This window comes from Streptomyces griseochromogenes (assembly GCF_001542625.1).
GTDB lineage: Bacteria > Actinomycetota > Actinomycetes > Streptomycetales > Streptomycetaceae > Streptomyces > Streptomyces griseochromogenes.
The window spans coordinates 5,919,239-5,945,666 of the sequence record NZ_CP016279.1 but is presented as its reverse complement, the minus strand read 5'-3'; the positions used below and the strand labels follow the sequence as shown (position 1 = coordinate 5,945,666).

The following is a 26,428-nucleotide window of genomic DNA, read 5'->3' as shown; positions in this document are numbered from 1 at the left end:
ACGGGAGGATCCACTCTTGAGGAGAAGCAGCGAGTCGTCTGCGGCCGTTCGCGCCGCGGGAAACGTAGTCAAGACCACGATGATTCCGCTTTGGCGGTCCCTTCTGCGGCGTGGGCGTGACGGGCAGGAGCGGGCACGGCCGGCTGATGACACCGGTGTGCTCGATGACGATGGCGCGGATCAGGACCACGTTGTACATCGCCGGGGAGGGCCGCCGCGCTCCTTCGTGATGAACACGGTCTTGAGCGGCGGCCGAGCGATCGGCGAGTGGTGCTCTCGCCATGCCGGGTGGTGTTTGGCCCTCTCCCTGGCCTTGCATGTGCTGTCCGTCAGTGCCTTCCCTCCCGTGACGTTGGATCTGCGCGTCTACCGCGAGGCATCTCCGCTGGTGCTCTCAGGTGGCCTCTACGACTACCAGCTCCACACCGCGCCGCCGATTCCCTTGCTGCCGTTCACCTACCCGCCGTTCGCCGCCCTGGTCTTCCTGCCGTTGTCGCGCCTCCCTTGGACGGTCACGGTGTGCCTGTGGCAGTCGGCCTCCGTGGCGGCTCTCCTCGTGATGGCCGGCTGCGCGAGCCGACTCGTTCCTCCCACTCCCATGGACACGCGGGGACGGTCCCGCGTCCTGCTCTGGTCCGCTGCCGGCCTATGGCTGGAACCCGTACGCCACACTCTGGACCAGGGCCAAGTCAACCTCCTGCTGGGCGCGTTGATCCTGGGGGGTGTGACGTGGCTGCGTACGGCTGCGGGCCGGGGTATCGCTGTCGGTGTGGCTGCCGCCGTGAAGCTGACTCCGGTCGTCGGTGGGCTGTATCTGCTGGCGACCAGGCAATGGCGGGCAGCGGCGTGGACGGTGACAACGGTGTGCGGGGCTACGGCGCTGGGATGGCTCATCGCCCCGAAGGAGTCGGCGCGGTACTGGTCCGCCCTGGTGATGGACACTCAGCGGATAGGCCTGGTGTGGTCGGTGCGGAATCAGTCACTTCGAGGTGTGCTGAGCAGGTTCCTCGACCACGGTCCGGGTTCCGGTATGACATGGTGGACCGCCCTCACAGTGGTGACCGTCGTCGCGACACTCGCACTGTGGAACGCCATTCGGTGTGGTGACCGTCTCGGTATCATGATCGCCGTGGAGCTCTACGGGCTGGTGGCATGCCCCATTTCGTGGAGTCACCACTGGGTCTGGTGCCTGCCCGCCATGATCTGGCTGGCTCACGGCCCCCAACGGCAGTGGCTTCTGAGCCGCGTCACCCTCGCGGCATGGGTCACTGCCACCGCCACCCGTCTCGTACCGCTCCTGAGCCGTACGGAAGACACTCTGCCCTCCGGCGCCCCGTACCCGACCCCGCTGGCCTGGCTCGGTTCTGCCTACGTCCTGTGCGCCGTGCTGACGTTCCTCACCCTTGGCCTCCGCCCGGTTCAGGCAGCCGGCCATGAACAGGCCGGGTTCGCCGCAGTACGTACTCGGCCGTCGACCGACGCGCGTCACGATCGTGGCTGAGCACCAGGACCTGCGTGCTCCGAAGCCGGGTGAGAGGGCACGACACGTGAAGGAAGTCTGCGCCGAGTCCACGATCCCCACCTGAACCGGTCACTCAGCACGATGACGACCCGTCGCGCTTGGCGGCGGAGCAGCACCTGTGCGAGTCTGCTGCCTCTGATCCGAAAGGGCTGACCGTGATGCTCGGCATGGTTCTCTGGGACGTCCGCTCTCGCGCTTCGACGCGAGGGCGGTAACGGCCACCTGCCTCAACGCACACGTCTGTCCCGTGGACAGACGTCGGTTCGGCCTGCTCCTCGTCGAAGTGCTCTTCGTGTCCCTGCACGTTCGATCACGAGGGGTATCACGGTGTCCACGATCCACTGGACAGAAGGTCACACCCACCATTCCGCCCGCTGGCATTCCGAGAACGGCTCGGCTCTTCCGCGGCGGGTCGTCGTTGTCGACGACCGGACGAAGGCCGACGAGGCCTACCGCCGGGCGCGCCAAGGCACGGGGCTGCTCTGGCAAGGCGACTTCCACAACGCCCGACACCTGCTGCGGGCGATGGGCCGTCGCATCGATCGCAAACGGCCCAGTGCCAACACCTCCCAGAAGGAGTCCTTCGATCTGCACCGCCGCGCCGGCGCCCACCGCGCACGCGTCCTGGGCAGGCTCTTGGTGCTCCTGGACGACGGCTACACCGTGGCGTTGCGCCGGGCTCCCGACGTTCGCCACGCCTGTCTGGAAGCCTACGGCCCGCCGAAGGGCCCCATGGTGATCTCCCTCCGGGAATTGCTGGGAGTGATCGGCGCTCACCAGTGGCGTCTGAGGGGCATCGATGTGCCGGTGCTGGGCACGCGTATTCACCCCCACTACGGCGTCTTCGCACCCGTCAGAGGCGAGTACGTCGATCTGGTCGCCCACACGCCGCTGCCGCCGGTGACCCGGTGCAGCCCCGCAGGCAGCGCGGCATTCGATCTCGGTACGGGAACCGGCGTGCTCGCCGCGGTCCTGGCCCGCCGAGGAATCGGCCGCGTCGTGGCCACCGACATCAGCCCGCGTGCTCTGGCATGCGCCAAGGAGAACGCCCACCGGCTGGCGCTGGCTGACCGTATCGAGGTGTCGGGTCCCTGTCTGTTTCCCGAAGACCACGCCGACCTGATCGTGTGCAACCCGCCCTGGCTGCCCTCCCGTCCGACCAGCCCGATCGAGCAAGGCGTCTACGACGCGGACAGCGCCATGCTCCGAGGCTTCCTCACCGGACTGTCCGCGCACCTCCGACCGGGCGGGGAGGGCTGGCTCGTCCTGTCGGACCTCGCAGAGCATCTCGGCCTCAGGACACGCGGACAACTGCTCACCGCCATCCAGGCAGCACACCTCCGGGTCGTGGACAAGATCGACACCAAGCCTCGGCACCCACGCTCCAGGGACGCCACCGACCCGCTCCACGCCGCGCGTAGTGCCGAGATCACGTCGCTGTGGCGGCTGACAACAACAGACCGGTGACGCAGTGGGTTGTGCCCAGTGTCGGCCGACCCAAAGTTGGGTGGTGGGGCTGAGGTGATGGGTGAGGGAGCGGCAAACGCCGTATGCGGCACCGGTGATGATGAGACGCACTCATCACGCCCGCCACCGTCACGCGATCGTTGGATCACGGGCATCGGTAAAGTCCTGATCTCGTAGGGACATTACGGGGGCAGCAGTCGATCGACCTGGCCTGCCGTGTGACTGAGAGGCTGATCGTTCGTGAGAAGTACAAGGGCATCGTTGGCTGTGCCCATGCTTGTGGGGATGGTGGCACTGACGGCCTGCGGCGCGAGCGGGGACGGGGGAGGGGGCGGAGGCAAGGGCGTAGGCCCGAAGGCGACGAGCCCCGGCGGAAGTCAACAGGCCTTGAAGGTGAACGTGCCGGTCCCGCGGGCGTTCGACAACACCAAGGGCTGGCAGGAGGCTCTCACCTGGGTCCCGGAGCGAGGCACCGGTCGGCCCTATGCCGTTGCGCCCGGGGCCGGGGTCGTCGCGCTCCTCCAGAAGCGGGGGAGCTCGTACGTCCTGGAGGCCCGTGACGAAACAACCGGCGTGCTGCGGTTCGGCACCAAGCCCTGGCAGCCGCCGAAGCCGCGGGAGATCGTCGGCCGGGTCACCGAGGAGACCCCGGGCGTGGAGGCTGTCAAACAGGACGGCCGGGAGTACTTGGCCGTCTGGGCACGGGGCGCGGACAGCGGTGACGCGCTCAACAAGCCCCAGGAAGTGGTCGAGGTCGACATCTACCCCGTCGACGCTTCCGGTGCCACGGCCGTCCCCGCACACGTGGTGAAGGTGCCGGTCGAGAAGTACTCGGGTGTGGCGCGGGCGCGCGACGGCGGAGCGGGGCTGCTGGTCAGCACGGAGGACGGAGACGAGTCCATCTCCGTCGACATGCGGACCGGGCACGTGAAGCACTACCCCATCACCACACAACTCGGCGAACCCACGTGTGGGGAGATCGCCTGTGTCGACAGTGAGGTCAAGGCGCTCACATCGCGCGGTCCGGTGCTGGCCAACTCCGTCGGCGGGTTCGGTGTCCCCGGTGTCTGGAACTCCAGCCGCGTCGTTCCGCCCGGGGCCTCGACGCACGACTATGCGCAGTACAAGAGCACGGCCCACTTCGCCGTCTCCGGCCATCTCATCGCTTCCTGGTCCGCCGCGGACAACGGGGACCACATATGGGCCGTGCACAACACCGAGAGCGGCAAGGTCGAGGCTTCGACCAGGTGCTCGGCAACCGATCTGCCGGAATTCGACACCCCCAGCGCCTTGTCGACGAACGGCCGTTACCTGCTGGCGGGACCGCTCGCGTTCGACCTCACATCGGGCAAGGGCTACTGCTTCGCGGGAAGCGGCACCAGCCGTCAGATCCAGCTGCTGTCGGTCGACGACGACGGACAGGCGTACGGCATCGCCCAGGGCGACGACACCGCAGCCGGTGCGCCCGTGGCGGTGTCGATGAGTACAGGGCATCCGACGCCACTGCCGCACGGACAGCAACCGCCCTTCCTGTCCCTTCGCGCGGCCGGTGCGTTCTCCCCGCCGGCGGATGGCCCCGGCGTGTTGTTCGTCTTCCTCCGGCGTCGCTGAAATACGGCCGGGAAGGGCAGGCGTACCGGATGTCCGCCCTTCCCGGCCGGGCAGATGACGCTTGCCGTCGTGTTGTGCATTCATGCAGCGTGGCGCCTGGCAGAGCCCACCGTCGGCGGCCGCGATGGGCTCTGCCGGTGGTCCGACAGGCACACCAGCCGGGCCCTGGCCGCAGCCGCGTAAGAGGGGCGCTTGTTTGAGTGTCTGCCGGGGAGCCGGCCGGCGTACGGGTGTCGCGACCCGTTCCCCGCCGGCCAGGTCCGCATCACCCCCCTGCCCGACGGCACCGCACAGGTCCTGGGCGTAAGTGCCGGTCAGCCGGCTCGTGAAGATCGATCGTGCCGTCGGCTGCGGGGGAGAGGACCGGCACCCTCACGCTCATGACCACAGCCGTCGAGGCCGTACTCGCTCTTCCTCTCAGGCGTGGGGAAGCCCTGACCGGGACCGGGAGCCACCCTCCAGCGAGGGCGCCTCTCCTTCCGGCGGCACGAGATGTGCGGGAGGGTGAGAGAGGTGTCGCCGCTGGACGAGCCTAGGCGTCCTTGTCGGCCTTGAGCTTCTGCCACACCGTGCCGAGCGCTTGCAGGTCGTCCTGGTCGAGGAGGTCAGTGAAGACAGGGGCGAGGCACTCCCGGCGGGTGGCGTCGGCCGCCTCGAAGAGCCGGTGGCCCTCGGGGGTGAGCGAGACCTCGACGGAGCGGGCGTCGCGCGGGGAGGGGGTGCGGGTGACCAGGCCGCGGCTCTGAAGGGCGTCGACGACGCGTGAGACCTGGCTGCGGCTGAGCATGGTGCTGTTACCCAGGACCGAGGCCGGAACGGGATCGGGGCTGGAGGCCAGCCAGAGCAGGACCTCGAACCAGGAGACCGGCAGGTCGTGCGCCTTGCTCAGGGCACGGTCGACGCGGTCCGTCAGGACGGTCCCGGCCCAGACCAGCCCGTAAAAGGCATAGTCGGCCACCGGCATCTCCGCTTGTGTGAGCTTCTTCTTCGGCATGTCCCCAGTTTAGCGGTTGCGTGTACACACACGTAGATGCAATATGGTGTGTGTACACGCACTCAAGTGCGCAGCAACCCCGTCCCATGAAGGGCATCCCCATGTCTTCCCAGTCCTCCAAGATCGTTCTCATCACCGGTACCTCCTCCGGCATCGGTCTCGCCGCCGCCGTCTCCGCCGCACGCGCCGGCTGGACCACGGTCGCCACGCTCCGTGACCCCAGCCGTTCCGACGCCCTGCGCAAGGCCGCCGCGGAGGCGGGTGTGGAACTCGACATCCGCCGGCTCGACGTCACCGACGAGGCATCCATCACGTCCGCGATCGACGGCGTGCTCGCCGACTACGGACACCTGGACGCCGTCGTCAACAACGCGGGCGCCGGACACCTCGGCACGCTGGAGAACGAGTCCGTGGCCGAGGTCCGCAAGGTCATGGAGGTCAACTTCTTCGGCGTACTCAATGTCTCCAAGGCGGCCATGCCCCACCTGCGTGCCTCCGGTGGCCGTCTGATCACCGTCACCAGCGTCGGCGGCGTCATCGGGCAGCCCTTCAACGAGGCTTACTGCGCGGCCAAGTTCGCCGTCGAGGGATACATGGAGAGCCTGGCTCCCGTAGCCGCGGCGCACGGCGTGTCCGTCTCCGTGATCGAGCCCGGCGCCGTGGCCACCGAGTTCGTCGCCAACGTCGGCGTCGACCTGGAGCAGGCCGTCGCCGGTGCCGGGGTGTACGCGCCCCAGCTCAGCGCCTACGTGAACCGCACGGTCGCGCAGTTCCTGGACGGCGCGCAGACCGCCGAGGGCGCCGCCGAGGCGGTGATCGAGGCGCTGACCGCGGACCAGCCCGCCTTCCGCCTCCAGACCTCCGACTGGGCCCGCGGCTTCGTGGGAACCAAGATCACCGATCTGGACGGGTCCGCGGTCCTCGGCATCACCAATGGCTGGGTCGCCTGACCGTCCGCACCCGGCGAGGGGGCGCCACACAGGTGCCGCCCCCTCGGGCCGTTGTCGCGCTTCGGGGCACCGTGGCCCAGCGGACACGTACGGGTGGCAGGGGGTGTGGGCCGGGTTGGCAGGCCCGTGTCCGGCTGACGTTCATCGAGTTCGGGTCGATCGCCGCCATCGCCTCACCCATTCCCCGCTCCTGGGTGGCGCCTGCACGCCTCCTTCTGACCAGCCGGGGGAGTCATTGCACTCGGCGGGCCATGAAGAGCGCTTGTTCACCAGCCGACTCCGTGCCGTCATAGAGCGTGGTGTCCAGCCCGCAGAAGACGAAACCCATCCGTAGGTAGGCGCGAATGGCGGGCGCGTTGATGTTGCTGACCTCGAGCCACACGTGCGCGGCCTTGCATTCCTTCGCGAAGCCGAGGGCGTGATTCATCAGGGTTCGCCCAACCTCCTTCCCCCTCCACGCCGGCGCGACCTCGATATCACAGATGGTCAGGCGAGCGTTCCACGGATTGAAGGCGGTCTTCACGAAACCGCACAGCTCATTCCCGTCGAAGGCGACCACCGTCCGCCTCCACGCGGGATCGCCGTCGCCGTCGTCGTCGCCGCCGTCGTCGCCCTCGCTCTGGTCCTCGTCCTCGTCATCGGGGAAGACCTTGTGGATGGGAGGCTCCACCGGAGTCTCGTGGATTCCGAAACCCTCGTCCGTCACGGCCACCGTGAACACCGAATCGGTCATGAACGACCCGTCGAGGCCCGCAAGAGCCTCGCCGTCTTCAAGCCGCGCCAACCGATAGACGATGGTCCCTGCAATGGCAAGCGCCGGCGCGCCGTCTGCAGTCGTCTCCATGAGCCGACCGTAAGCGCGCCCTGTCGAGGGCGATCGAATTCCGGCCGGGAGGCGAGGGTCGGTCCGCGGGCGATGGTGGGAGTTGCGGCACCGTGAAACAGGCGGTCATCGCTGGGCTGACGCTCGGCATGGGTCTGCAGGTCGGATCATGTGACGGCCTAGGGACTGTCGCCGCGGCGGACTGGCGCATCAGCGGCCTCATGGGGCTGGTCGTTATCGCCGGGTGCCAACAATGAGGCAGCCCCACCAAGTTGGCGGAGTCGGCTCCGGTGCGTGCGGCATGCGATGCGAGTGCCGTTCGGTACGGATGCCCGACTGGAGACCGCATGCCTACGAACGCTACGCCGACGCAGCCAATCCGACCCACTTCGTCGGCCCCCCACGGCGTTACCAGATCAGGCACCAGTAGTTACCGGCCCGCCCGGTGCCCACCGATGTGAGGCCCCTGGGGAGCAGCGCCGGATCCGGCTGGCGGACGGCCGACAGCGAGCAAGCAGGGTCGCCGACTGCCCCGGCTGCGGCCATTCGCTGGGCAGCGGCCGTTGCCGCCGGGCTTGTGTACCAGCGTGTCGCTCTCGTTGATGGCGTTGGCGTGGGCGATGGCGATGCGGGTGGCGGTGGTGATGATGATGTCGGTGAGGCGGGCGACGTCGGTGCCACGGGTGAGGCGGGTGCGATTCTCGGTGTCGTTGTTGCCGAGGGCTTAGGTGTCGAAGGCCTGGGCACCAAGGGCTGTGCCGATGTCGGCATCGGCGTCGGCGTCGATGTCGGTGTTGATGTCGGCTTTGGCGTCGGTGTCGATGTCGGCATCGATGTCGGCTTTGGCGTCGGTGTCGATGTTGATGTCGGCTTTGACGTCGGCTTTGACGTCGGCGTCGATGTCGGCTTCGGCACGGGTGGGGGTGACGGGACGGCTGTCGTTCTGCTGGGCGTCGGCTGGGACCGGCTGCTGGACGGTGTCGGTTGTGGGGAACGGGTTGTCGCTGTCGGCGTGGGTTTCGGCGTGCGTGTCGGTGTGGGCTGTGTTATGGCCGATGGTGGCGGGTGCGGAGTGCCGTGGTGCGGCGTCACCAACGCCCAGATGCCGATGCCGCTGAGGATGAGCACAACGGCACCGCCCGCGATCCACGGGGCCCGCCGAGGTGGGCGTCGGTGACGGTTCATGGTTCTTACTGTCCGGAAGTGGCCGCAATGCCGCCACTCGGGCTACTGACGTCGGCTCTTCGGGCCGACGGCTCTTCTCCGAAGTGACCGAGCGATCCAGCAAGGAGGTCGTGTCCGTACCGATCAGCCCTGGCTCACGTCCGTGTCATGGTCGAGGCCGACCCCGCCCAGGGGGAACGGCGCTTTCACACGACCCGTCGAACACGGCCCAGGGTCCGCAAAGGGGGCTGGGCCGTTCGGGTGAGGGGGGAGCGATGCGGCGGCAAGCGCCAGGACGGCGTGATCTTGGGAAGGGTGCCCCACGGAAAAGCGGCTCTGAAGCTTCGGTCGGTCGTGTTCAGTCGACGAGGGCATGAGGGCCGGCCCATATGCCCGATGTACACGTCCGCATCGATGCTCCGTCGGCTGTGCCTCACGACATTCGTGTCATCTTTCGGCCCGTTGGGTGATGGCCGCCTCAGTGCGGTCTCCCAGGAACTCGTACCACCGGCGCTCCAGGCAGACGTAGCGCACATCCGCTTCGACGAGGCTGAGGAAAGCCGACACTGTCTCGGTGAGACGTTGCTGCAACCCCGGGTCGGCCAGCGTTCCGTCTTCGGCGAAGGCCTGATAGCTGTTGGCCACGCTGAACATGTCCGGGTAGACGCGGGTGCCCAGGTGTTCCAGGGGAATCCTCAGGGCCCATAGCCCGCGGTTGCCGCCGACCAGGGACGGCGAGGCGGATACGAGCATCGCGTGTTTGGTCTTGAACGGCTGCGGCCGGACACGGGAGACCCAGTCGATCGCGTTCTTCAGCACTCCCGGCACGGAGGCGTTGTACTCCGGCGAGGAGATGACGAAGGCGTCGCTCTGCTCGAGGCGGTCACGCAGGGCGAGGGCGCCATGCGGCAGCCCTTCGGTGGCCTCCGTGTCGCCGTCGTACACGGGCATGTCGAAGTCGTGCATGGCGGCGAGGTCGACGGTGGCACCGGTGTCGGAGATGAGTCGGGCCACGAGGGAGGCGAGGCGGGCGTTGGTCGATTCGGCACGCAGCGCCGCGCCGAAGACCAGCACCCGCAGCGGGCTGGGAGGCGTGTCCGTGGCCATGGGTCCGTCCTTCCGTAGTGGGCACGCGCCTCCAGCGGGGCGCTCCACGGACCAGTGTGGTCGTGAGACGGCCACCGTGCGACCGGGCTGGGAACCGGCAGCCTGGGAGTCGGCCAGGCCGGGGGTTCGGGTGCTCACGATGCAAAAGGGGGGCCAATACTTCGACCAGGGCACCGGGAAACGGTGCTACGAACATCGTCGCCTCGGTCTTCGTCACGGCCCCCGAGAACCGTCGCGGCCCTGGAGGAGGCATAGCCTCAGCTGCTGAGCAGCGCATGGGGCGCCTTCCACAGGTCCCGCACCACTGACGATCTGCTGATCTTGCGGACCGTGATCGTCAGGCACTCGCTGTCGAGAGGCAATCCGCCGATGCCGTGGCCTGCCCGAGTTCTGGTTTCAAGCGGGCGACCGACCCTGGCCGGTCTGATGGACCCTGCCCGCGTTCGCACCGCCGACGCCGACCCGGAGCCTGCCCGGCCCCGAAACCGGCATACGAATCGCCGTACAACCCCGGAGCCATGTGACGGGTCGTTATCACCGTACGAACCAATCCGTCCTTTCGGTACAACTTGCTGCAACGGGGGATCGCATGAGCTTCGTCCGTAACCGCACCCGCACCCGCACCCGCACCCGCAGCGTCGCGACCGCGGCCTGCACCGTCCTCATGGCTGCTGCCCTCGGGGCCGCAGGAGCCGGAGAGTCCAACGCCGACACCGCAGCGCCGCGGACCCAGGTGATCGCCTCCTCCGTGCTCGGGAGTGACTACAAGGTCACGCTGACCGCGGTGCGGTCGGCAGAGGACCAGTACGCGGCCTCCGTGCGGCTGCAGGTCTACACGCACGCCGATGGCGCCTGGAAGGAGTCTGACCGGGTCACCGTCGGCGATGTCGACGGGTGGTTCTGGTATCCGCTCACGGGCAGCGGTGCCGTCTGCACGTTCTCGACCGCGAGCACGGAGCCCGCACCGCTCACCGTGAGCCTGCTCGTCACACCGTCCATCGGGTGCTCCGCGCCGGCGCACTACATCGTGAAGCAGGGCAGGGTGTTCGCCGACTGACCCGTGAGGCGCCCGACGAAGACGTCGTGCGGGAAGCGGACCGAGACACCGGTCTCGTGCGGCAACGTCGTCAAGAGGGGGTGCAGGCGGTGTGGTGCGGCCTGGGTGAACCGCTTGCCAGCGCACACTGCCGCAGGGACAGCCGCGGGGGCGGGGGTGTGTGTCCAGGCCCCGCACGGGGGTGGGTGTGGCCCCACTCTTCTCGGTGGCTGGGTGCATGGATCGCGTTCGTGCGGATCCGTAGTTTCGATGGCGTCGGGAACGGACACGGACGAGGGCTGGGCACATGACCGGGACGCACATGGTGAACAAGCGGGCGGGTTCGTCGAACGGGCCGTTGTTGCAGAGTCTGGGGCTGAATGTCGTTGCTCCGCTGGCGGTGTTCTACGGTCTGCGGGCGGCCGGGGTCGGTCTGTGGTGGGCGGTGCTGGCGAGTGCCGTTCCGCCGTTGCTGGAGGGGCTGCTGACGGTGGTGCGGGAGCGGCGTGTCGGGATGCTGGGTGTCCTGGTGCTGAGCATGGTGGCTCTGGGTGCGGCGATGTCGGCGGTGACGGGCAGTCCGCGGTTGATGTTCGCCAAGGACGGCTGGATCACGGGGGTCATCGGGCTGGTGTTCCTGGCCACGCTGCGCGGTCAGCCGTTCATGTACCGGGTGCTGTCGTCGGTGGCCAGGGGTGACAAGCGTGCGGAGCTGGAGCGCAACTGGCAGGCGTCGCCGACCTTCCGCCAGGTCATGCGGCGGCTGACGGCGGTCTGGGGTGTGGGTCTGCTGCTCGACTCGGTGGTGCGGGTGGTGCTCGCGTACACGTTGCCCATCGATTCGGTGGTGCTGGTGACCACGCTTCAGTACGTGGCGCTGTTCATGGGCCTGGAACTCTTCAGCCGGCGGTATGCGCGGAAGCCTGCCCGGCTCGCCGTCATCCACAACGAGACCGTGGCCGTGGCTTCCTGACGACGGAGTCACGGGTGTCGCCCAGGTGCAGGAGCACGGCACAGAGCGTAGGGGCGGTGTGGGGTGCGTGCTCCGCGGAACTCGTGCCAGAACTCGTTCGGAGGCATTTGCGGTCATGGGATAGTGCTGTGGTAGCCAGGGTTCGGTCCTGGGCGTCACGAAGCTTCGGAGGGTGACGATGCGTACCTTGACCTTCGTCATGGGGACGGGGCGGAGCGGGTCGACTGCGCTGTCCCGCATCCTCAACGCCCATCCGGATGTTCTGAGCCTCAACGAGTTCATGGCTTCCGTGGGCGACGCCGCCTTTCCCGAAGGCGAGGTGACAGGTGAAGACTTCTGGCAGTCGCTCTTCCGCCCCGCCCCGCACTTCGAGCGGATGATCCGTAGCGGGCTGCCGCTGCCGGAATTCCTCTACACACGCCGCCCCGGCAGGTACGCGGCGGAGACCACCGGTATTCCCGCGCTCTCCCTGATGGTGCTGCCTCACCTCACCGATGACCCGGACGGGCTCATCGACGAGCTCCACCCAGCAGTGGTCCAGTGGCCGGAGCGCACCGCCGCCGAGCACCACCAAGCGCTCTTCAGCCTGCTCTGCACGCGCTTCGGACGGACCGCCGTCGTGGAGCGATCCGGTTACTCGACGGGCTGGGCACCAGGGCTGCGGGCCGCGTTCCCGGACGCGAGGTTCGTGCACATGTTCAGAAACGGACCGGACTGCGCCCTCTCGATGAGCCGTCACCCCGGATACCGCGCGATCTCCCTGCTGCGCGAGATCAAGGCACGAGCCGGCGTCGAGAGTCTCGCCAACCTGACCGACGAGCACGTACGTGCACTGCCTGCGGACCTGTCACCGCTGTTGGACGAGCGGTTCGATCCGGCCCTCGTGCGCGACCGGGACATCCCCCTGCGGACGTTCGGCACCCTGTGGTCCGAACTCGTCGCCGAGGGAACGGAGTTCCTCAGCCGACTACCCGCCGACCAGCGCACCACGCTTGCCTACGAGGACATCCTCGACAACCCCACCGCAGAGCTGACCCGCCTGGCCGAATTCGTCGGCGTCGACCCCCTCCCACACTGGCTTCTCACCGGTTCCGAACTCCTCGACCACAGCCGACGCGGTTCCGCCCTGAAGCTGCCGGCCGCTGAACTCGACGCACTTCGGGAGAGTTGCGCTCCGGGCACCCGCGCTCTGGAGAGAGGGCCGATCCTCAACCGCTAGAGCCCGTACGCCTGGGTTCGAGGTATTCGGCCAGACTCGGAGCGACTCAAGTACGGCTGTCTTCTTCGTGGTTCCAGGCGAAGACGTCGGAGCGGTCCAGCCCGGGGAGCAGAGCGAAGAGGTCTCCGTTCCCAGCGTCCGCGAAGAAGAGCAGAGGATCGAAGGGCATGTAGAGCGCAGCGAGATCTTCGTTGCTGCGAAGAGTGGCGTTCTCGAAAGCGATCTGCTTGGCCGACCAGATCAAGCCTGCTCCGTATTCGCCCTCGATACCGTTGCTCTCCCGAAGGAGCGCCGCAAGGTCCGCAGGCAGCGGATGCAGCCAGCACTACCTCCATGAGACTGTACGGTGATTGATCGCTCAAGCAGTAGTCCCAAATGACCAGCCTTACGTTGAACAGCCCAGGCCAGTTGCCGAGGCGGAGTGAGGTCGTGTCTCGGGACGCGCGGCGTTCGCCACAAGGCCCCGCAGATCACCGGGCGCCCGAGATCTTCACCAGCGGCTCAGCACTCGTCATTGACATCGTCCGGCTGAGGTGAAGCAGTCACCTCGCCTGCAATGCGGTGCCACTGGACTTCCCCGCCTGGCAGCGGCCACGCCCAAGTGGGCTGCTGTCCCGTGTGCAGTTCGTGGATACGGCGGGCAAGAGCCGGACCTGCGACGGCGGCACCATCGGGGACGGAGGAGCCATGGGCGGTGCGGAGTTCGGCGAAGCGGGCCAGTTCGGCCTCGTAGAGATGCACCGCCTGTTGGGTGCCTGCAGCTACGTCATCGCTCGGTGCGGTGCGGTGCAATTGCAGCAGCGGAGGTGCGATCGACTCGGCGAGCGCAGCGGCGAGCCGCGCGTGGCCGTCCAGGATCAGATGGCAGTCCAAGCCACTGACCCACCACAACAGAACGGGCGGCAGCGTTCCGTCACGGGCTTGCTTGCGATACGCCTTGACCCGGCTGTCGGCGGCATCGGGCATCGGGCGCAAGGGGAAGATCTCCCACGAGCAGGAATGGATGAACCAGTCGATGTATCCGTCCGGGTGACCTTCGATGAGCATCGAGTTCCAGTATTCGGCCTGCGATCGGCGGCCATGGTTCCAGCGCAAGAGCGGGCTCTCGCGTGAGAGCAGCCATCGGCCGTCGTGCACAGGGCTGCCTGGTGATTCGAGCAGGTGCTGTGCGAAGCGGTAGGCCCAGCGATCCAGGTTGCCGGCCAAAGCCCGTCCTGTCTCGGCCCGCAAGGGCGGGATGGGTGAGCGGTAGGCGTCAGTGGGCCAGAACTCGACTCCGTAGAGGTGCTTGTCGACAGTGGCAAGGAGCACGGGCCGCTGCTGCTGGGTGAGAAGCAGCCGTTGCTCGGCGCTGAACAGGCACAGACCCGGTTGGCGGCATGTCTGTACCTCTAGAGACAACCCTGTCCACGTGCCGTCGTCCCCAGTGATGTCCGTGCGCCGCATGCCGAGAGAATAGATGGTGCGAGCGGTGCACCGCGCAGGTGCAAGATGGTGCAGCACGGCAGGGTATTCGCCTGCTGATCCACGGGGCGTCCGACGACGACGCCATCTCCGCGTGCGCGGCCTACCGGGGGAGCGCGTAGGAGAACTCCGAGCGGGAGGCCGGTCGCGCAAAGCCATGCTTGTTATGCGTCCAGTGGACGCATAACATGCGTCCACTGGACGCACAACCGCTTGACGTCACCCGGGCGAACGGTGCGAGTGCAATCGCATGCCCCATCACGTCTGTCGCCACGCCCGCCCCTCCATGAACGGTGAGCCCGCACTTGACCCAGCGCATCACCACACAGAACGAACCGCCGGACGAGCGGAATCCCGTGGTCGGATCGGCCGCCTGGTGGAGCGGACGCTATGCGGCCCGGGCGCGCCAGCGGTCCCGGCCGGGAGGTCTCACCCTTGACGTGATCATGGATGCGTCGCTCCGGATTGCCGACGAGCAGGGCCTGGACGCGCTGACGATGCGGGCCGTGGCCGAGCGGATGAAGCTGCGGCACACCTCGCTGTACCGGCACGTCCCGAGCCGCGAGGCACTGCTTGTGGAACTGGTCGACCACATGCTGGGGGAGATCTCCCTGCCCGCGCCGGGCCCGGACTGGCGCGCCGCGACCGAGGCCGGGGCACGCGAGTACCGTCGTGTCCTGCTCGCGCACCGCGCACTGGTGCCCCTGCTGACCCTGGGACAACTGCTCGGGCCCAACGCCCTGCGCGCCCGTGAACACGGACTCGGGCTGCTGACCGAGGCGGGCTGGCCTGCCGACAGTACGGTACGGATCTATTTGACGGTCACGCACTACGTAGTCGGCTCCGTACTCCTGGACACCGGGGGCGCGGCGCGCACACCGGGCGAACGCGCGGCTATGACGAGCCTGTTCGCCTCGCTGTCGACCCGGACGCATCCGCTGGTCGCCGCCCACTCAGCGCTGCTGAACGGGCTCGACGGTGATGGGGAGTTCGACTTCGGTCTGCGCTGCCTTCTCGACGGAATCGCCGGAACATGGGAGAGCCGCTGATGCCCCGGACCGCCATGCCTACGAGCGCGAACTGGGTCGCAGGAGGAAGCAGGATCACCGTTCACGGGCGCACGGGCCGGCACACGCTGTTCGTCCGCCAGGACGGTCCCGCCGCCGGCCCGCCGGTGACTCTCGTGCACGGTTTTCCCACCTCCTCCCACGACTGGTCCCTGATCGTGCCCCGGCTTGCGGCACGAGGACACCGCGTCATCACCTTCGACCTGCTCGGCTTCGGGCACAGCGACAAACCGCGACGGCACATGTACTCGGTACTGGAACAGGCCGACCTGGTGGAGGACATCTGGCGCGGCCTCGGCATCACCGACACGGCGTTGGTCGCTCACGACTACGGCGTCAGCGTGGCCCAGGAGCTACTCACCCGCAGCCCCGACCGGATCACCCGCATGGCCTGGCTGAACGGCGGCCTCTACCCGGACCTGCACCGGCCCGTTCGCGTGCAGCGGCTGCTCCACGGCCCGCTCGGCCCGCTGCTCGCTCGGGCCGTCACTGAACGCGGTTTCCGCACCACGATGCGCCAGGTGCTGGGCAGACCCGTCCCTGGCGGCGATCTGCACGCCATGTGGGAGAGCATCCGCCATGACCGGGGACACCTGCTTGCTCCGCGGCTACTGCGCTACATCGACGAGCGGCGCACTCACCAGGCACGCTGGGTCCCGGCACTGGAGGGCTATCTGGGCCCCACCCTGTTCCTCTGGGGGCCCGCCGACCCGATCAGCGGCGCCCACGTACTGGCCCGCATCAGGCAGCGCATGCCGTCCGCGACGGTGAGTGAACTCACCGGACCGCCTGCCGTCGGCCACTACCCCCAGGTAGAGGCTCCGGGAGAGGTCGCCGCACACCTCGCCCGCTTCCTCGACGCCTGGTGATCCGACCGCTGTGCGTCCACTCGTCTCGCCGAACGAGTGAGTCAACAGGGATGGGCCCCGTAACCGATAGGGGGCGCTGGACGACTTCATCGACAGGGGCCCGACGGCTGGTTGGTGCTCCGACGGGGCGACTCGACCTACCGACGAGGTCCGGGGCTGTCCACTCTCCACTCGCGGCCGACGTACCTCAGTCGGACAGCTGGGACCGCAGCATTCGCTTGTCGGGCTTGCCGGCCGCCGTCAGCGGGATGGCGGGCATCAGGTGCACGGCGTCGGGAGCGTAGAGGTGACCCTTGCGGGCGGTGACGAAGTCCCTGATCTCTTCCAGTGAGGGCCGCTGTCCGGCGACAGGTACCACGGCGGCGTGGACATGCTCCACCGACTCCTCGTCCCGGGTGCCGAAGACCGCGCACTGGGCGACGGCGGGATGACTCAGCAGCAGGTCCTCCAGCTCCGCCGGGTAGACATGGCCTCCGACGACCACGATCATCTCCTTGATCCGGTCGACGATGTAGAGGTAGCCGTCCTCGTCGAGATAGCCGACGTCACCGGTGTGCACCCAGCCGTCCCGCAGCACCTCGGCGGTCAGCTCCGGCTGCTTCCAGTAACCGTGCATCGCATAGGGCGTGCGCACCTGCACTTCGCCCCGTTCCCCGGGCGGCAGGGTGGTGCCGTCGGCGTCCCGGATGGCGATCTCCACGCCGGGCAGGGCCCGGCCGACGGTCAGCTGTCCGCCTCGGCCGGTCACCTCCTGCTCTCCGGGGCCCGCTTCGGTGATGTGCTGCGCCTCGGCCTGTCCGTACAAGCCGTAGAGCACGGGACCCAGGACCTTGGCCGCCTGCCGCATCCTGGTCGGTGAGGCGGCGGTGCCGCCGTAGGTGATGCGGCACAGGCTGGACAGGTCGGTGCGGGGCAGGTCCGGGTGATCCAGCAGCTGGTAGAGCAGTGGCGGCAACAGCCAGATGTGGGTGATCCGCTCCCGTTCGATCGTGGCCAGCACGTCCCCGGGCTCGAATCCGTGCCGCAGGACCACCGAGCCGCCCTGATGGAGCGCCATGTCGGTGAAGATTCCGGCGAGGTGGGCGAGTGAGGTGCAGGCCAGGTAGCGCGGCGGGTCACCGGCGTTGGTGGTTCTGTGGTCCAGGCTTCGCCGATAGGAGCCATGGGTCATACGGATGCCCTTGGGAATGCCGGTGGTACCGCCGGTGTGCCGGATGCACCAGTCGTCGTCCGGCCCCACCAGACCACCCATCGGTCGCGCCGGGCGCCCGGCGGCCGTGACCAGTACGTCCTCGGCGAAGCCGCTCGGCCCCAGGGAGAGCACTTGGGGGACGACGGGGTCCTGCAGCAACTCTCCGGCCGTGGCGAGCCGTTGGTCGTCCACCAGCAGCAGGGTGCAGTCCACACTCGCCATCACGTGCGCCATGGTCGGCGGGCTCATGCCCTCGTAGAGGGTGACCACCCGGGCACCGGCCAGATTGGCGGCATAGCGGGCGACGAGGGCCTCGGCGGTGTTGCCGGTGAGCAGGGTGACCGTCGCGCCGCGGCTCACACCGCGCTCCGTCAGCTCCCCGCCGAGCCGGTAGACCCGATCTCGGAACTCCGCCGCGCTGATCACCAGCCCCTCGGCGGTCGTGATGACCGCCCGAGACGGCTCGGCGGACAGCGCATGAAGGACGGCCTCCACATACCCACCGGAACCGGCTTCCACAGCGGCGTGTCGCTGGCTCATCACAGTTCTCCCATGTCGGAACCGGTGGACGCCCTTGACGCTAGCGCCGACCGCTCATGCCTACCACGACCTGTTTCGCCATGTGCTCATGACTCGTCGAGAATGAACCGTTCTACGGCCAGTCGGCGGAAGTCCTGGGCGGCGGGGGAGAGGTAGGCGTGCGGGCGCCACACCAAGGTGAGTGTCCGGTGGCAGTCGGCGGCGTCCAGCCGCAGCCAGGTCGCCGGGCTGAATTCGCCGAGGGCCCGCCGGGTGACGGCCGGCATCAGGCCGATGCCGAGCCCGGCGCCGATCAGTTCCGTGGTGGCAGCGGCTTCGTCGCCCTCACAGACCACCCGCGGCGTAAGTCCCGCATGGGCGAAAAGCCGCTCCAGCAAGGCACGTTGCCAGTGGCCGGGGCGTGTGCTGACGAACTCCTCGTCGGCCAACTCTGCCACCGCGACGCGCTCGGCCAACGGCTGGGAGGCGAGCGCGAAATCCACTTCGGCCGAGCGCAGAACAGCGTTTCGGCGGCGATGGCGACACGGCCCGGTCCGGCACCAGCGGTATCGGCCGTCTCCCGCCGAGCATCATCGAGCTCGGCCAGCGCCCGCTCGACCCGGAGCAGAAAGGGCTTGGTAACGGTGGGTGCGTTTGTCGTGGCACGCGGTCGGGGCCATGTTGTGCTTGAGCCGGCTGAAACGGCGTTCCGCTTTGTGGCAGCGTCGCTGTTCACTCGGTCGGGGCGGCGCAGGCGGCCGGGTCCATGCGGTGGCCGGGTCGATGCACACGATCGTCCAGTGTCGACGATGCTGAGGGCTGCGGAATGGTGCCGGAGATCGGCCGGTAGGCGAGCCCGGAGCCTCCACCCATATTGTCAGTGAGGACATGTAGCGTGACCGGAAACGCACCGTTCGCCTCGCGGCCAGCATGTTCGGGAGTATCACGTGGCCCACGACGATGAAATTTCGCGACCGAGCGGCCACCAGGCCACGATGCTGCACGCAAGCGTGGTGTGCGCCCCATGACGTCCGCGCACGGCAGGTTCATCCAGCAGGTCCGGCTGGCCCCGGGCGTCGACGACAGCCGGTACCCGTTCAGCCTTCCCGCTGTGAGGCAACTCGCTGGTTCAGGCACACTGGTCCTGCCGCCGGGGGTCACATTCCTGGTGGGTGAGAACGGTGCGGGCAAATCGACGCTGATCGAGGCGATCGCGGTGGCCGCCGGGTTCAATCCCGAGGGCGGTAGCCGGAACTTCCGGTTCGCCACCCGCGCCACCGAGTCGGAGCTGGGTGACCACCTGATCCTGGCCTGGGGGATCCGGAAGCCCCGCACCGACTTCTTCCTGCGGGCCGAGTCCTATTACAACGTGGCCAGCGAGATCGAAAGGCTCAACGTGGCCGGAGGACGGCCACTGCTGCCGGCCTACGGCGGAGTGTCCCCGCATGAGCGCTCCCACGGTGAGTCCTTTCTGGATCTGGCCACCCACCGTTTCGGTCCTGCGGGACTGTATCTTCTGGACGAGCCGGAGGCCGCTCTCTCCGTCCAAAGCTGCCTTGCCCTCCTGGCCCGGATGCACGAGCTTGTCGCACAAGGCAGCCAATTCCTCGTGGCCACACACTCGCCGGTTCTCCTCGCCCTCCCCGGCGCGACAATCATGGAGATCTCCGACGACGGAGGACTGGAGCAGGTCGAATTCGACCAAGCCCTTCCGGTGCGCCTGACACGCGAATTCCTCGGAGCACCGGGCCGTTTCCTGAAGAATCTGCTCGGCACCGGCGAGATCGACGATGCTCGGAGCAGTTGGCACTGAGTACGTATCCGGGTCCTGGGCCGATGTCTGTGACGAACGACGCTCAGTCATGGCCGGACATCGAAGAGCAGGACGCGAGGTGGGGCAGGGACGAGCACTGCGCGAAAGCGAGCGCGCGGATCAGAGCCTCGCATTTCTCGGGCTCGGCGTCAGCGACGTCACAGCCATCCGAGGGTTCCGAAGACGGCGAGCGCCGCCACGTCGATTCCCAAAAGGGCTCCCACGGTCACCGCCTTCGTGCGTACGGCCGCCATGTCGTGGACGAGGAAGCAGGCGGTGAAGAACGGGACGTATCCGATCAGGAAGATCAGGAAGGGGAATCCGGCCTGCCACCACGGCCAGTCCCAGGTGAGGACTCCGGCCCTGTTCAGCAGGAGCTCCACTCCCACTGACGCCACCGAGTTGAGCGCGATGAGGACGGGGCGGTTCGGGAGGCCGAGGATGCGTGTGCCCGGCGGTGGCAGGAGTTTGGCCGCCGCGATGCCCATGACGGCGAACATGAAGCAGATCTCGATGTTGAGTCCGATGAGGATCTGGTAAGCGCTGTCGCCGCTCGCTCCCCATACCGGCGCCCGGCCGCTGAAGTGGAACACCAGCGAGTTCCAGATCTCGTTGAACCAGTCCGCGCCCCAAAGCGCCAGGCCGGCGAACACGACGTTCCAGTTCCGGCGCTCGACCTCGACCGCGTACACGTACAGGACGAACAGGAGCAGGGGTATCACGTACCAGTGGAAGTTGGTGCTGTCACGCAGATGTTCCACGGCGGCGCGCGCGTGATCAGTCATCGAGCCCCTTCGTCCCGCACACACTCCCAGCCGCCGTGGACCGGAAGGCGTGGGGGACGGCGTTTCCGCCCATGGTGGCTACTTGCCGGTAACTATGGCGTGCGGGGCGAGAGAGGGGCAAGACCCGGTCGTCACGATCCGATGTCGAGTGCGCGCCGGTATCGACGACGACCGCTGGGTGCCGCCCCCGCAACCACCGCGGTGGCCAACGCCACAGCGGCCAACGCCACAGCGGCCAACGCCACAGCGGCCAACGCCACAGCGGCCAACGCCACAGCGGCCAACGCCACAGCGGCCAATGCCGCTTGGCGCCTCCGGACTCGTCGGTGACTCCTGGTCACTGGCGCGCCGTCGCTGAGGGTGGCGCACGGCGTGCGTGGAAGCGGAGATGTCGGCGGTGTCACTGACGGGGCACGTCAGCGTGGGCGCGTCGGCGGGAGCAGCGGCCACCCGGACGCGTCAGCCGACCGTCGTCGGATCGCTGAACGCAGCCGGCTTCGAGTCATTGAACGCAGGCGCGGTCGGATCTATGAGCACGCCCGGATTCAGGATCCCGGCCGGATCGAGTGCCCGCTTCGCGGCGCCGAGGGCCAGCGCGAAGGGCTCCGGACGCTGGCGGTCGTAGCCCGGCCGGTGGTCGCGACCGACCGCGTGATGATGGGTCACGGTCGCACCTAGATCGTGCAGGAGGTCCATGGCCGCGGACTTGATCTCGTCCCACATGGCCACCTCCGCACCGCGCCGGCCCGGCGCGATGACGGTGAAGTACGGCGCGGGCCCGTCCGCGTAGACATGGGTGAAGCGGCAGTTGACCGTGCCGACCGCCCCCGTCACTTCTCGCACGACCTCGGTGAGCCGTCCGCGCACGGTCTCGTACAGCTCCGGGGCGCGGTCCCAGGTGCAGGCCGTCTCGAAGGTCTCGGTGACCACGCTCATGCGGGCGAGCGCGTCACGGAGGTACGGCATACGCAGGAATGCCGAGCGCCACGTCCGTGCGGCGGTGTCCCCTCCGTCGGGACCCCCGGACATGGGCGTGCCTCCGTGGTCGCGGGCCAGGGCGAGGAGCTCGGTCAGGCGTGCGTCGACCGGCGCGTGCGCGGATTCCACGCCGAGGACGAGCACGCTCTCACCGTCCTGCGCGACTCCCGCCAGAGCGGCCTCCCCCGGGTCCAGAAGCCGGCAGTTGGCCGGGTGCAGTCCTGACTGCGAGACGGCGCGCACGGCCTCCACGGCTGCGTGGAAGTCGTCGAAGACCACCGTGGCGGACGCCTTGTGCCGCGGGCGTTCCTGGAGGCGCATCCAGGCCTCGGTGATGACGCCGAGTGTTCCCTCGGAGCCCAGGAAGAGCCGGTCGGGGGAGGGGCCCGCGCCCGAACCGGGCAGCCTCAGCGACTCGTTGATCCCGACGGGCGTCACCACGCGCAGCGATTCCACGAGATCGTCGATGTGGGTGAACAGCGTGGCGTAGTGGCCCCCGGCCCGGGTCGCGAGCCAGCCGCCCAGCGTGGAGAACTCGAAGCTCTGCGGGAAATGGCGCAGGGTCAGGCCGTAAGGACGCAGTTGGGCTTCCAGATCGGGGCCGAGCGCGCCTGCCTGGATGCGCGCGGCCCGGCTGACCCGGTCGATCTCCAGCACCTGATCCAGGGCGGAGAGATCCAGGGACACCACACCGTGGCGCGCGTCCGCGCGGTACTCGACCCCGCCGACCACCGAACTGCCCGCACCGTACGGCACGACGGCCACGTCGGCCTCGGCCGCCCAGTCGAGGACGTCGATCACATGCTGCTCGGTCCGGGGGCGGACGACTTGGTCGGGGGCTGCGGAGACATCCCCGGCGAGCGCCCGGAGCACGTCCCGGTACGCCTTGCCGTAAGTGTGCGAAGCCCGGTCCCGGGGAGCGGACGACATCAGGGGAGCGAGTGCGGAGGGCGGCCGGACCCGTACTTTCGGCAGGGCGAGAGCGGGGACGTCGGGCACGGGCAAGGGGGTGTCCGCTGCTCCGGGGATCAGTTTGCCGAGCGCGGTGCACTCGGCGTCGGACAGTGCCTGGTCCACCGTTCCCCAGCCCCACCATGAGCGGTCTGTGGGGGAGCCGGAGCCGGAGGGGCCAGGCGTGCTGCTGTCGGTCACGAGATTTGACCTTCCAGTAATTTACCAATTGGTAAGTTACTGCAACGTATAGTTCTCCCATGACGATCGCAAGAGCCTCGACCGCACCGGATCCGGCCGACGGCGGAACGCGAGCAGGGCTCGGCGGGAACCGCATCGCCGGTACCAAGGGCGTTCCACGGGCCCGCCGGGAGCAGCAGATCCTCGCCGCAGCCCTGGAGGAGTTCGGCAGGCGTGGCCACTCGGCGGCGTCGATGGCCGAGATCGCCCGGCACGTGGGCGTCACCAAGCCGATGCTCTACACCTACTTCGGCTCCAAGGACGGCCTCTATGCGGCCTGCGTCGATCACATCGGCCCCCGGCTGCTCACGGCGATCGACCAGACCATGGCGACGTGCCCGCCGGAAGGCGAGCCGGCGCACGCTGTCCTCGCCGCCCTCTTCCAAGCGCTGGAGGATCAGCGGCACGCGTGGTTCGTGCTGTACGACCGGACCCTGCGGGCGGGCTCCGAACCCTGGCACGCCGCCCGGCGCCATCGTGAGGCGATCGACGAACTCGCGGCCTCGGGTACGGCCGCTCTGCTGCTTGAGCAGGGCAACCACGACACCCTCGACGCGGACGCGCTCAAGCACGTGTGGACGGGCACCGTCAGCGCACTGATCGGCTGGTGGATCTCCCACCCCGAACTGTCCGCACAGGACATGACCGACCGCTGCGCCCGCCTCCTCACCGTCATCCGCATGACCACGAGGCCGACGCCCCTCGACGGGCACGGATCGGTTGATTCGAAGGTGGGTGACCAGGCAGCAACCACATGAACGACGGCAACGGTGGATCCCGTTTGAACAGAGCGGATTCGACCTCGGGGACATGTACGTTGCCGGGCACGATGTCGGGTCCCGACGCGCCGACTTCCGCGAGCAGGCGGGCCGACAGGACGCAACCTCCCTGACCGTTCTCACTCAGGTCCTCTGGCGCATCCTCACGATCGCAGGCCGGCCCGCAGGACGCGAGCGCATTCCCCCCTGGCCCGGAAAGACATCGTGACGGAGTCCGCCGTTCCATGCGTGAGCGGGTGCTGTCGCAGGCACAGGGGGCCCAGCGGGGGCACGAAGATACGGTCGCTCTCGTGGCTCACCAGGAAATACGTGCCGAGCCGCCCGTTGACCCGACCGCTCGCCGGCCGTCGGGTGACGGGAGACGGCCGCTTCCCCAGCCTCTCGGGGGCGGCTACCGGCACCTTCCCCTCAACCCCCGCGTTCCAGAGCGCCGAGAAGTCGGACGACCTCTCGAACCGCTGCAGGATCGGCCAGCGACCGAGTGCTTCCCGGTCGGGGCCCTCGCCCCGCAACAGGGCACTCCACTCCCGGTCGGACCGTTGGCGCCCCAACACGACGCCCCGGGAACCCCAGCACTGGCGCTCCTCGACATCCGTCGCCTTCAGCACCCACGCGCTGCGGTCGCCGGGCACCAACGCTCCGCTCTCCAATGCCGATCGGACATCGTCGAACAGATACGACTCGATGCACGCTTTGCGCAGAAAGGCGAGGTTCTCCGCGCCGATCGATTCCTCGAGAACGGCTGTCAGTGAGGCGTCGTGCAGGACGGCAAAGATCATCTTGGAGTCGAGCCAGGGTTCGGCGGTGACCACGCGGTGTCCTCCCGTGCGCAGCGGATGTTCGAGTTCCGACCGGTAGAAGAGCCGGTCGACGAGTCCGTGCGGTGCGGGCGTGTCGACATCGATGTTGATCGAGGTGATGTCGAATCCGAGCATGTCGCGCAGGGCGCCTGAGAACAGGTCGACTTCTTCCCGGCATTCGGTCACCGTGCCGGTCGCGTAGTACACACGGGTCGAGCCCATGGACTCGTACCAGTGGGCGAACTCCCGCAGGAAGGCGATCCGGTCCGCGTCACTGACCAGGCCGGCCAGCACCCAACCACGACCCGAGGGTACGAAATCCAGCTCACAGATTCTCGGGCCTTGCGAGGTGAGCAGGACGTCAGGCCGGCAGACGTGGCCGGGGGAGGCGAAGGCCCCGTAACCGGGCACGGAGAAGGGCAGTCTGCGGCCCCACTTCGGATGTTCACGCAGCGTGGGCCCGAGGGTGAACCGAATGAGAGGCGGGAGTGCCTTCGCGAGCCGCTGGAAGAAGCCGTCCACGGGAAGAGTCACCAGGTCGTCGGCGATGTCCACCGTGATGGTCGGGGAGTCGGGGGTCACCACGAGGGATCCTTTCCCGGGGTTCCGAGGTGCGGGTCCCGCACTGTCATCCCCTCCCACGACTTCAGGTTGCCGCCCGTCGCCCCTCCCCGCATCCGGGACGGACGGACGGCGGGCGGTGCGGGTGGAACTCCGTGGCCAGGCAGCCAGGGCGTTTGGGGCCACCTCGCGTGGTGTACTGCGTTCATCCACGGCAGTCCGCGTGGTCGCGGCTCGTGCGGCACTACGACCGTGCCGTCGCCCTCCCCGGACGGTGAGGTCGGCTGCGGGCGGGGGTGCTTGGTGCGCCTCGCCGAGAGCGGTTGCCGTCACGCCCGTTCAACCGTTTGGCGGGACGTCGGATTCTTCGGGCTCGTCGGCGAACTGTACGCAGGAGGCGCCGGATCAAGCCGGCACAACGCGCGCAACAGAGCCGTGCGGTCCACGCCCCCTGGGTGTGACTCTGCGTCGTGGTCGGCCCGTTCGGCCAGGTGCTGACTCAATCAGCGCTCGAGCCCACTTCATAGACAATCACGCAATGGCCCGCAGAGTGCGGCGGGCTGTGGTGCGGAGGTGGCTGAGGACCTCCGGGTCGGCGTCGAGGGTGTAGTCGGTGTCGAGGCCGGCGAGGGTCTGGGCGATGCGGGGGAGGTGGTCGTCGGAGGCGTCGAGGCCAGGTCCTTTCGTCGAGGGGGCGCAGGCGGGTGGCCAGGCCGCGGTTGCGGGCGCGGACGTGGTCCGCGGCGGCGTGGACGGTGGCGATGGCGCGGTAGCGGGTGGGGGCTGCGGAGAGACGACCGGCGGCGAAGGCCGCGGGGTCGCCGCCGGGAACCGGGCGCGGCGGAACCCGCCGGCCTGTGGGTGCGACATCGGTCATGCGGTCGAGGCGGAAGAGGCGCCAGTCGTCCTTGTCGGTGTCGTGGGCGAGGAGGTACCACAGGCCGCCGGAGTCGACCAGGTGGCAGGGCTCCGCCCGGCGGGCGGTGGTGGTGCCGTGGCGGGCGGTGTAGTCGAAGGTGACGATTTCGCTGTCGCGGCAGGCGACGGCGAGGGCGGCCAGCAGAGCGGGGTCGGCACGCGGGCCGCGGGTCTCCCAGGCGATACCGGAGGCAGTCGTCTGGAGAGCATTGACCTGGCCGCGCAGGCGGCGGGGGAGGACCTGTTCGAGTTTGGCCAGGGCGCGCAGGGCGGTTTCCTCGATGCCGGTCAGGCCACCGGCCGCGGTGCGCAGGGCGACGGTGATGGCGACGGCCTCGCCGTCGTCGAGGAGGAGGGGCGGCAGGTCGGTGCCGGAGGCGAGGCGGTAGCCGCCGGCGTGGCCGCGGGCGCTGTCGACGGGATAGCCGAGGTTACGCAGGCGGTCGATGTCGCGGCGGACGGTGCGCACGGTCACGGAAAGCCGTTCGGCGAGATCGGCGCCGGACCATTCCCGCCGGGTCTGCAGCAGGGACAGCAGCCGCAACATGCGGGCGGTCATGTCGCTCGTCATGAATTCCATGATGCCCGTGTCAAAGGACAGGAGCTGTCCTGAAACCGCCCTAACG

Annotated in this window: 22 protein-coding genes and 1 pseudogene; 11 read left to right on the top strand and 12 right to left on the bottom strand. The window is 68.4% G+C overall.

Annotated elements, in window-relative coordinates:
• Nucleotides 1-346 precede the first annotated feature (346 nt).
• The 3 genes from AVL59_RS25475 to AVL59_RS25465 all read left to right on the top strand — a co-directional run bounded on the left by AVL59_RS25475 (nt 347) and on the right by AVL59_RS25465 (nt 4,600).
• Nucleotides 347-1,501, top strand: a complete 1,155-nt coding sequence (locus AVL59_RS25475) for a glycosyltransferase 87 family protein (RefSeq protein ID WP_159400080.1) — start codon at nt 347-349, stop codon at nt 1,499-1,501.
• A gap of 348 nt (nt 1,502-1,849) precedes the next feature.
• Nucleotides 1,850-2,989 carry a methyltransferase gene (locus tag AVL59_RS25470; RefSeq protein ID WP_067308550.1) on the top strand — a complete coding sequence of 380 codons (1,140 nt, stop codon included), beginning with the start codon at nt 1,850-1,852 and terminating at the stop codon, nt 2,987-2,989.
• A gap of 285 nt (nt 2,990-3,274) precedes the next feature.
• Entirely contained in the window at nt 3,275-4,600 is a 1,326-nt protein-coding gene (locus tag AVL59_RS25465) for a hypothetical protein (RefSeq protein WP_159400079.1), read from the top strand.
• Between the two features lie 532 nt (nt 4,601-5,132).
• Here AVL59_RS25465 and AVL59_RS25460 read toward each other — a convergent pair.
• Entirely contained in the window at nt 5,133-5,594 is a 462-nt protein-coding gene (locus AVL59_RS25460) for a MarR family winged helix-turn-helix transcriptional regulator (RefSeq protein ID WP_067308545.1), read from the bottom strand.
• Nucleotides 5,595-5,695: 101 nt separating this feature from the next.
• Between AVL59_RS25460 and AVL59_RS25455 the strand changes: the two genes are divergently transcribed.
• Nucleotides 5,696-6,544, top strand: a complete 849-nt coding sequence (locus AVL59_RS25455) for an SDR family oxidoreductase (RefSeq protein ID WP_067308542.1) — start codon at nt 5,696-5,698, stop codon at nt 6,542-6,544.
• 232 nt (nt 6,545-6,776) lie between these two features.
• Here AVL59_RS25455 and AVL59_RS25450 read toward each other — a convergent pair whose 3' ends face one another.
• The 3 genes from AVL59_RS25450 to AVL59_RS25440 form a co-directional block, all read right to left on the bottom strand.
• Nucleotides 6,777-7,388, bottom strand: a complete 612-nt coding sequence (locus tag AVL59_RS25450) for a GNAT family N-acetyltransferase (RefSeq protein ID WP_067308539.1) — start codon at nt 7,386-7,388, stop codon at nt 6,777-6,779.
• A gap of 703 nt (nt 7,389-8,091) precedes the next feature.
• Complete coding sequence (locus tag AVL59_RS50850) at nt 8,092-8,517, bottom strand: hypothetical protein (RefSeq protein WP_067308537.1); 426 nt, start codon at nt 8,515-8,517, stop codon at nt 8,092-8,094.
• A gap of 461 nt (nt 8,518-8,978) precedes the next feature.
• Entirely contained in the window at nt 8,979-9,638 is a 660-nt protein-coding gene (locus tag AVL59_RS25440; protein ID WP_067308534.1) for an NADPH-dependent FMN reductase, read from the bottom strand.
• A gap of 589 nt (nt 9,639-10,227) precedes the next feature.
• On the opposite strand from AVL59_RS25440, the gene AVL59_RS25435 reads away from it, so the two are divergent.
• The 3 genes from AVL59_RS25435 (at nt 10,228) to AVL59_RS25425 (ending at nt 12,866) form a co-directional block, all read left to right on the top strand.
• Complete coding sequence (locus AVL59_RS25435) at nt 10,228-10,695, top strand: hypothetical protein (RefSeq protein ID WP_067308532.1); 468 nt, start codon at nt 10,228-10,230, stop codon at nt 10,693-10,695.
• Nucleotides 10,696-10,981: 286 nt separating this feature from the next.
• Nucleotides 10,982-11,647 (top strand): VC0807 family protein, encoded by a 666-nt coding sequence (locus AVL59_RS25430; protein WP_067308529.1) that lies wholly within the window; start codon nt 10,982-10,984, stop codon nt 11,645-11,647.
• Between the two features lie 178 nt (nt 11,648-11,825).
• The gene (locus AVL59_RS25425) at nt 11,826-12,866 is read left to right on the top strand and encodes a sulfotransferase family protein (RefSeq protein WP_067317744.1); all 1,041 of its coding nucleotides are present in this window, start codon (nt 11,826-11,828) and stop codon (nt 12,864-12,866) included.
• A gap of 46 nt (nt 12,867-12,912) precedes the next feature.
• Here AVL59_RS25425 and AVL59_RS25420 read toward each other — a convergent pair whose 3' ends face one another.
• On the bottom strand, nt 12,913-13,176 hold the full coding sequence (locus AVL59_RS25420; protein ID WP_335743779.1) for an SMI1/KNR4 family protein: 264 nt from the start codon (nt 13,174-13,176) through the stop codon (nt 12,913-12,915).
• A 191-nt stretch (nt 13,177-13,367) separates the two neighbouring features.
• Entirely contained in the window at nt 13,368-14,312 is a 945-nt protein-coding gene (locus AVL59_RS25415) for a hypothetical protein (protein ID WP_067308524.1), read from the bottom strand.
• Nucleotides 14,313-14,776: 464 nt separating this feature from the next.
• Here AVL59_RS25415 and AVL59_RS25410 point away from each other — a divergent pair, with 464 nt between their 5' ends.
• Nucleotides 14,777-15,379, top strand: a complete 603-nt coding sequence (locus AVL59_RS25410) for a TetR/AcrR family transcriptional regulator (RefSeq protein WP_159400078.1) — start codon at nt 14,777-14,779, stop codon at nt 15,377-15,379.
• Nucleotides 15,364-16,266 (top strand): alpha/beta fold hydrolase, encoded by a 903-nt coding sequence (locus tag AVL59_RS25405; protein ID WP_237281664.1) that lies wholly within the window; start codon nt 15,364-15,366, stop codon nt 16,264-16,266. Before AVL59_RS25410 ends, AVL59_RS25405 begins: the two co-directional genes overlap by 16 nt.
• A 187-nt stretch (nt 16,267-16,453) precedes the next feature.
• On the opposite strand, the gene AVL59_RS25400 is transcribed toward AVL59_RS25405, so the two are convergent.
• Both AVL59_RS25400 and AVL59_RS49385 read right to left on the bottom strand, forming a co-directional pair.
• Complete coding sequence (locus tag AVL59_RS25400; RefSeq protein WP_067308518.1) at nt 16,454-17,998, bottom strand: AMP-binding protein; 1,545 nt, start codon at nt 17,996-17,998, stop codon at nt 16,454-16,456.
• A gap of 86 nt (nt 17,999-18,084) precedes the next feature.
• On the bottom strand, nt 18,085-18,480 hold the full coding sequence (locus AVL59_RS49385; RefSeq protein WP_067308515.1) for a LysR substrate-binding domain-containing protein: 396 nt from the start codon (nt 18,478-18,480) through the stop codon (nt 18,085-18,087).
• A gap of 521 nt (nt 18,481-19,001) precedes the next feature.
• Between AVL59_RS49385 and AVL59_RS25390 the strand changes: the two genes are divergently transcribed.
• The gene (locus tag AVL59_RS25390) at nt 19,002-19,790 is read left to right on the top strand and encodes an AAA family ATPase (RefSeq protein ID WP_067308514.1); all 789 of its coding nucleotides are present in this window, start codon (nt 19,002-19,004) and stop codon (nt 19,788-19,790) included.
• A 158-nt stretch (nt 19,791-19,948) separates the two neighbouring features.
• Here AVL59_RS25390 and AVL59_RS25385 read toward each other — a convergent pair whose 3' ends face one another.
• Nucleotides 19,949-20,575: a hypothetical protein gene (locus AVL59_RS25385; RefSeq protein WP_067308511.1), complete on the bottom strand. Its 627-nt coding sequence runs from the start codon at nt 20,573-20,575 to the stop codon at nt 19,949-19,951.
• A gap of 459 nt (nt 20,576-21,034) precedes the next feature.
• Entirely contained in the window at nt 21,035-22,705 is a 1,671-nt protein-coding gene (locus tag AVL59_RS25380) for an FAD-binding oxidoreductase (protein WP_067308508.1), read from the bottom strand.
• Nucleotides 22,706-22,764: 59 nt separating this feature from the next.
• Here AVL59_RS25380 and AVL59_RS25375 point away from each other — a divergent pair, with 59 nt between their 5' ends.
• Nucleotides 22,765-23,502, top strand: coding sequence for a TetR/AcrR family transcriptional regulator (locus AVL59_RS25375; RefSeq protein ID WP_079146977.1), 738 nt, complete (start codon nt 22,765-22,767; stop codon nt 23,500-23,502).
• A 164-nt stretch (nt 23,503-23,666) separates the two neighbouring features.
• On the opposite strand, the gene AVL59_RS25370 is transcribed toward AVL59_RS25375, so the two are convergent.
• Nucleotides 23,667-24,908 carry a hypothetical protein gene (locus AVL59_RS25370; RefSeq protein ID WP_067308505.1) on the bottom strand — a complete coding sequence of 414 codons (1,242 nt, stop codon included), beginning with the start codon at nt 24,906-24,908 and terminating at the stop codon, nt 23,667-23,669.
• A 507-nt stretch (nt 24,909-25,415) separates the two neighbouring features.
• Nucleotides 25,416-26,373, bottom strand: a pseudogene (locus AVL59_RS25365) (helix-turn-helix transcriptional regulator).
• Between the last annotated feature and the right edge of the window lie 55 nt (nt 26,374-26,428).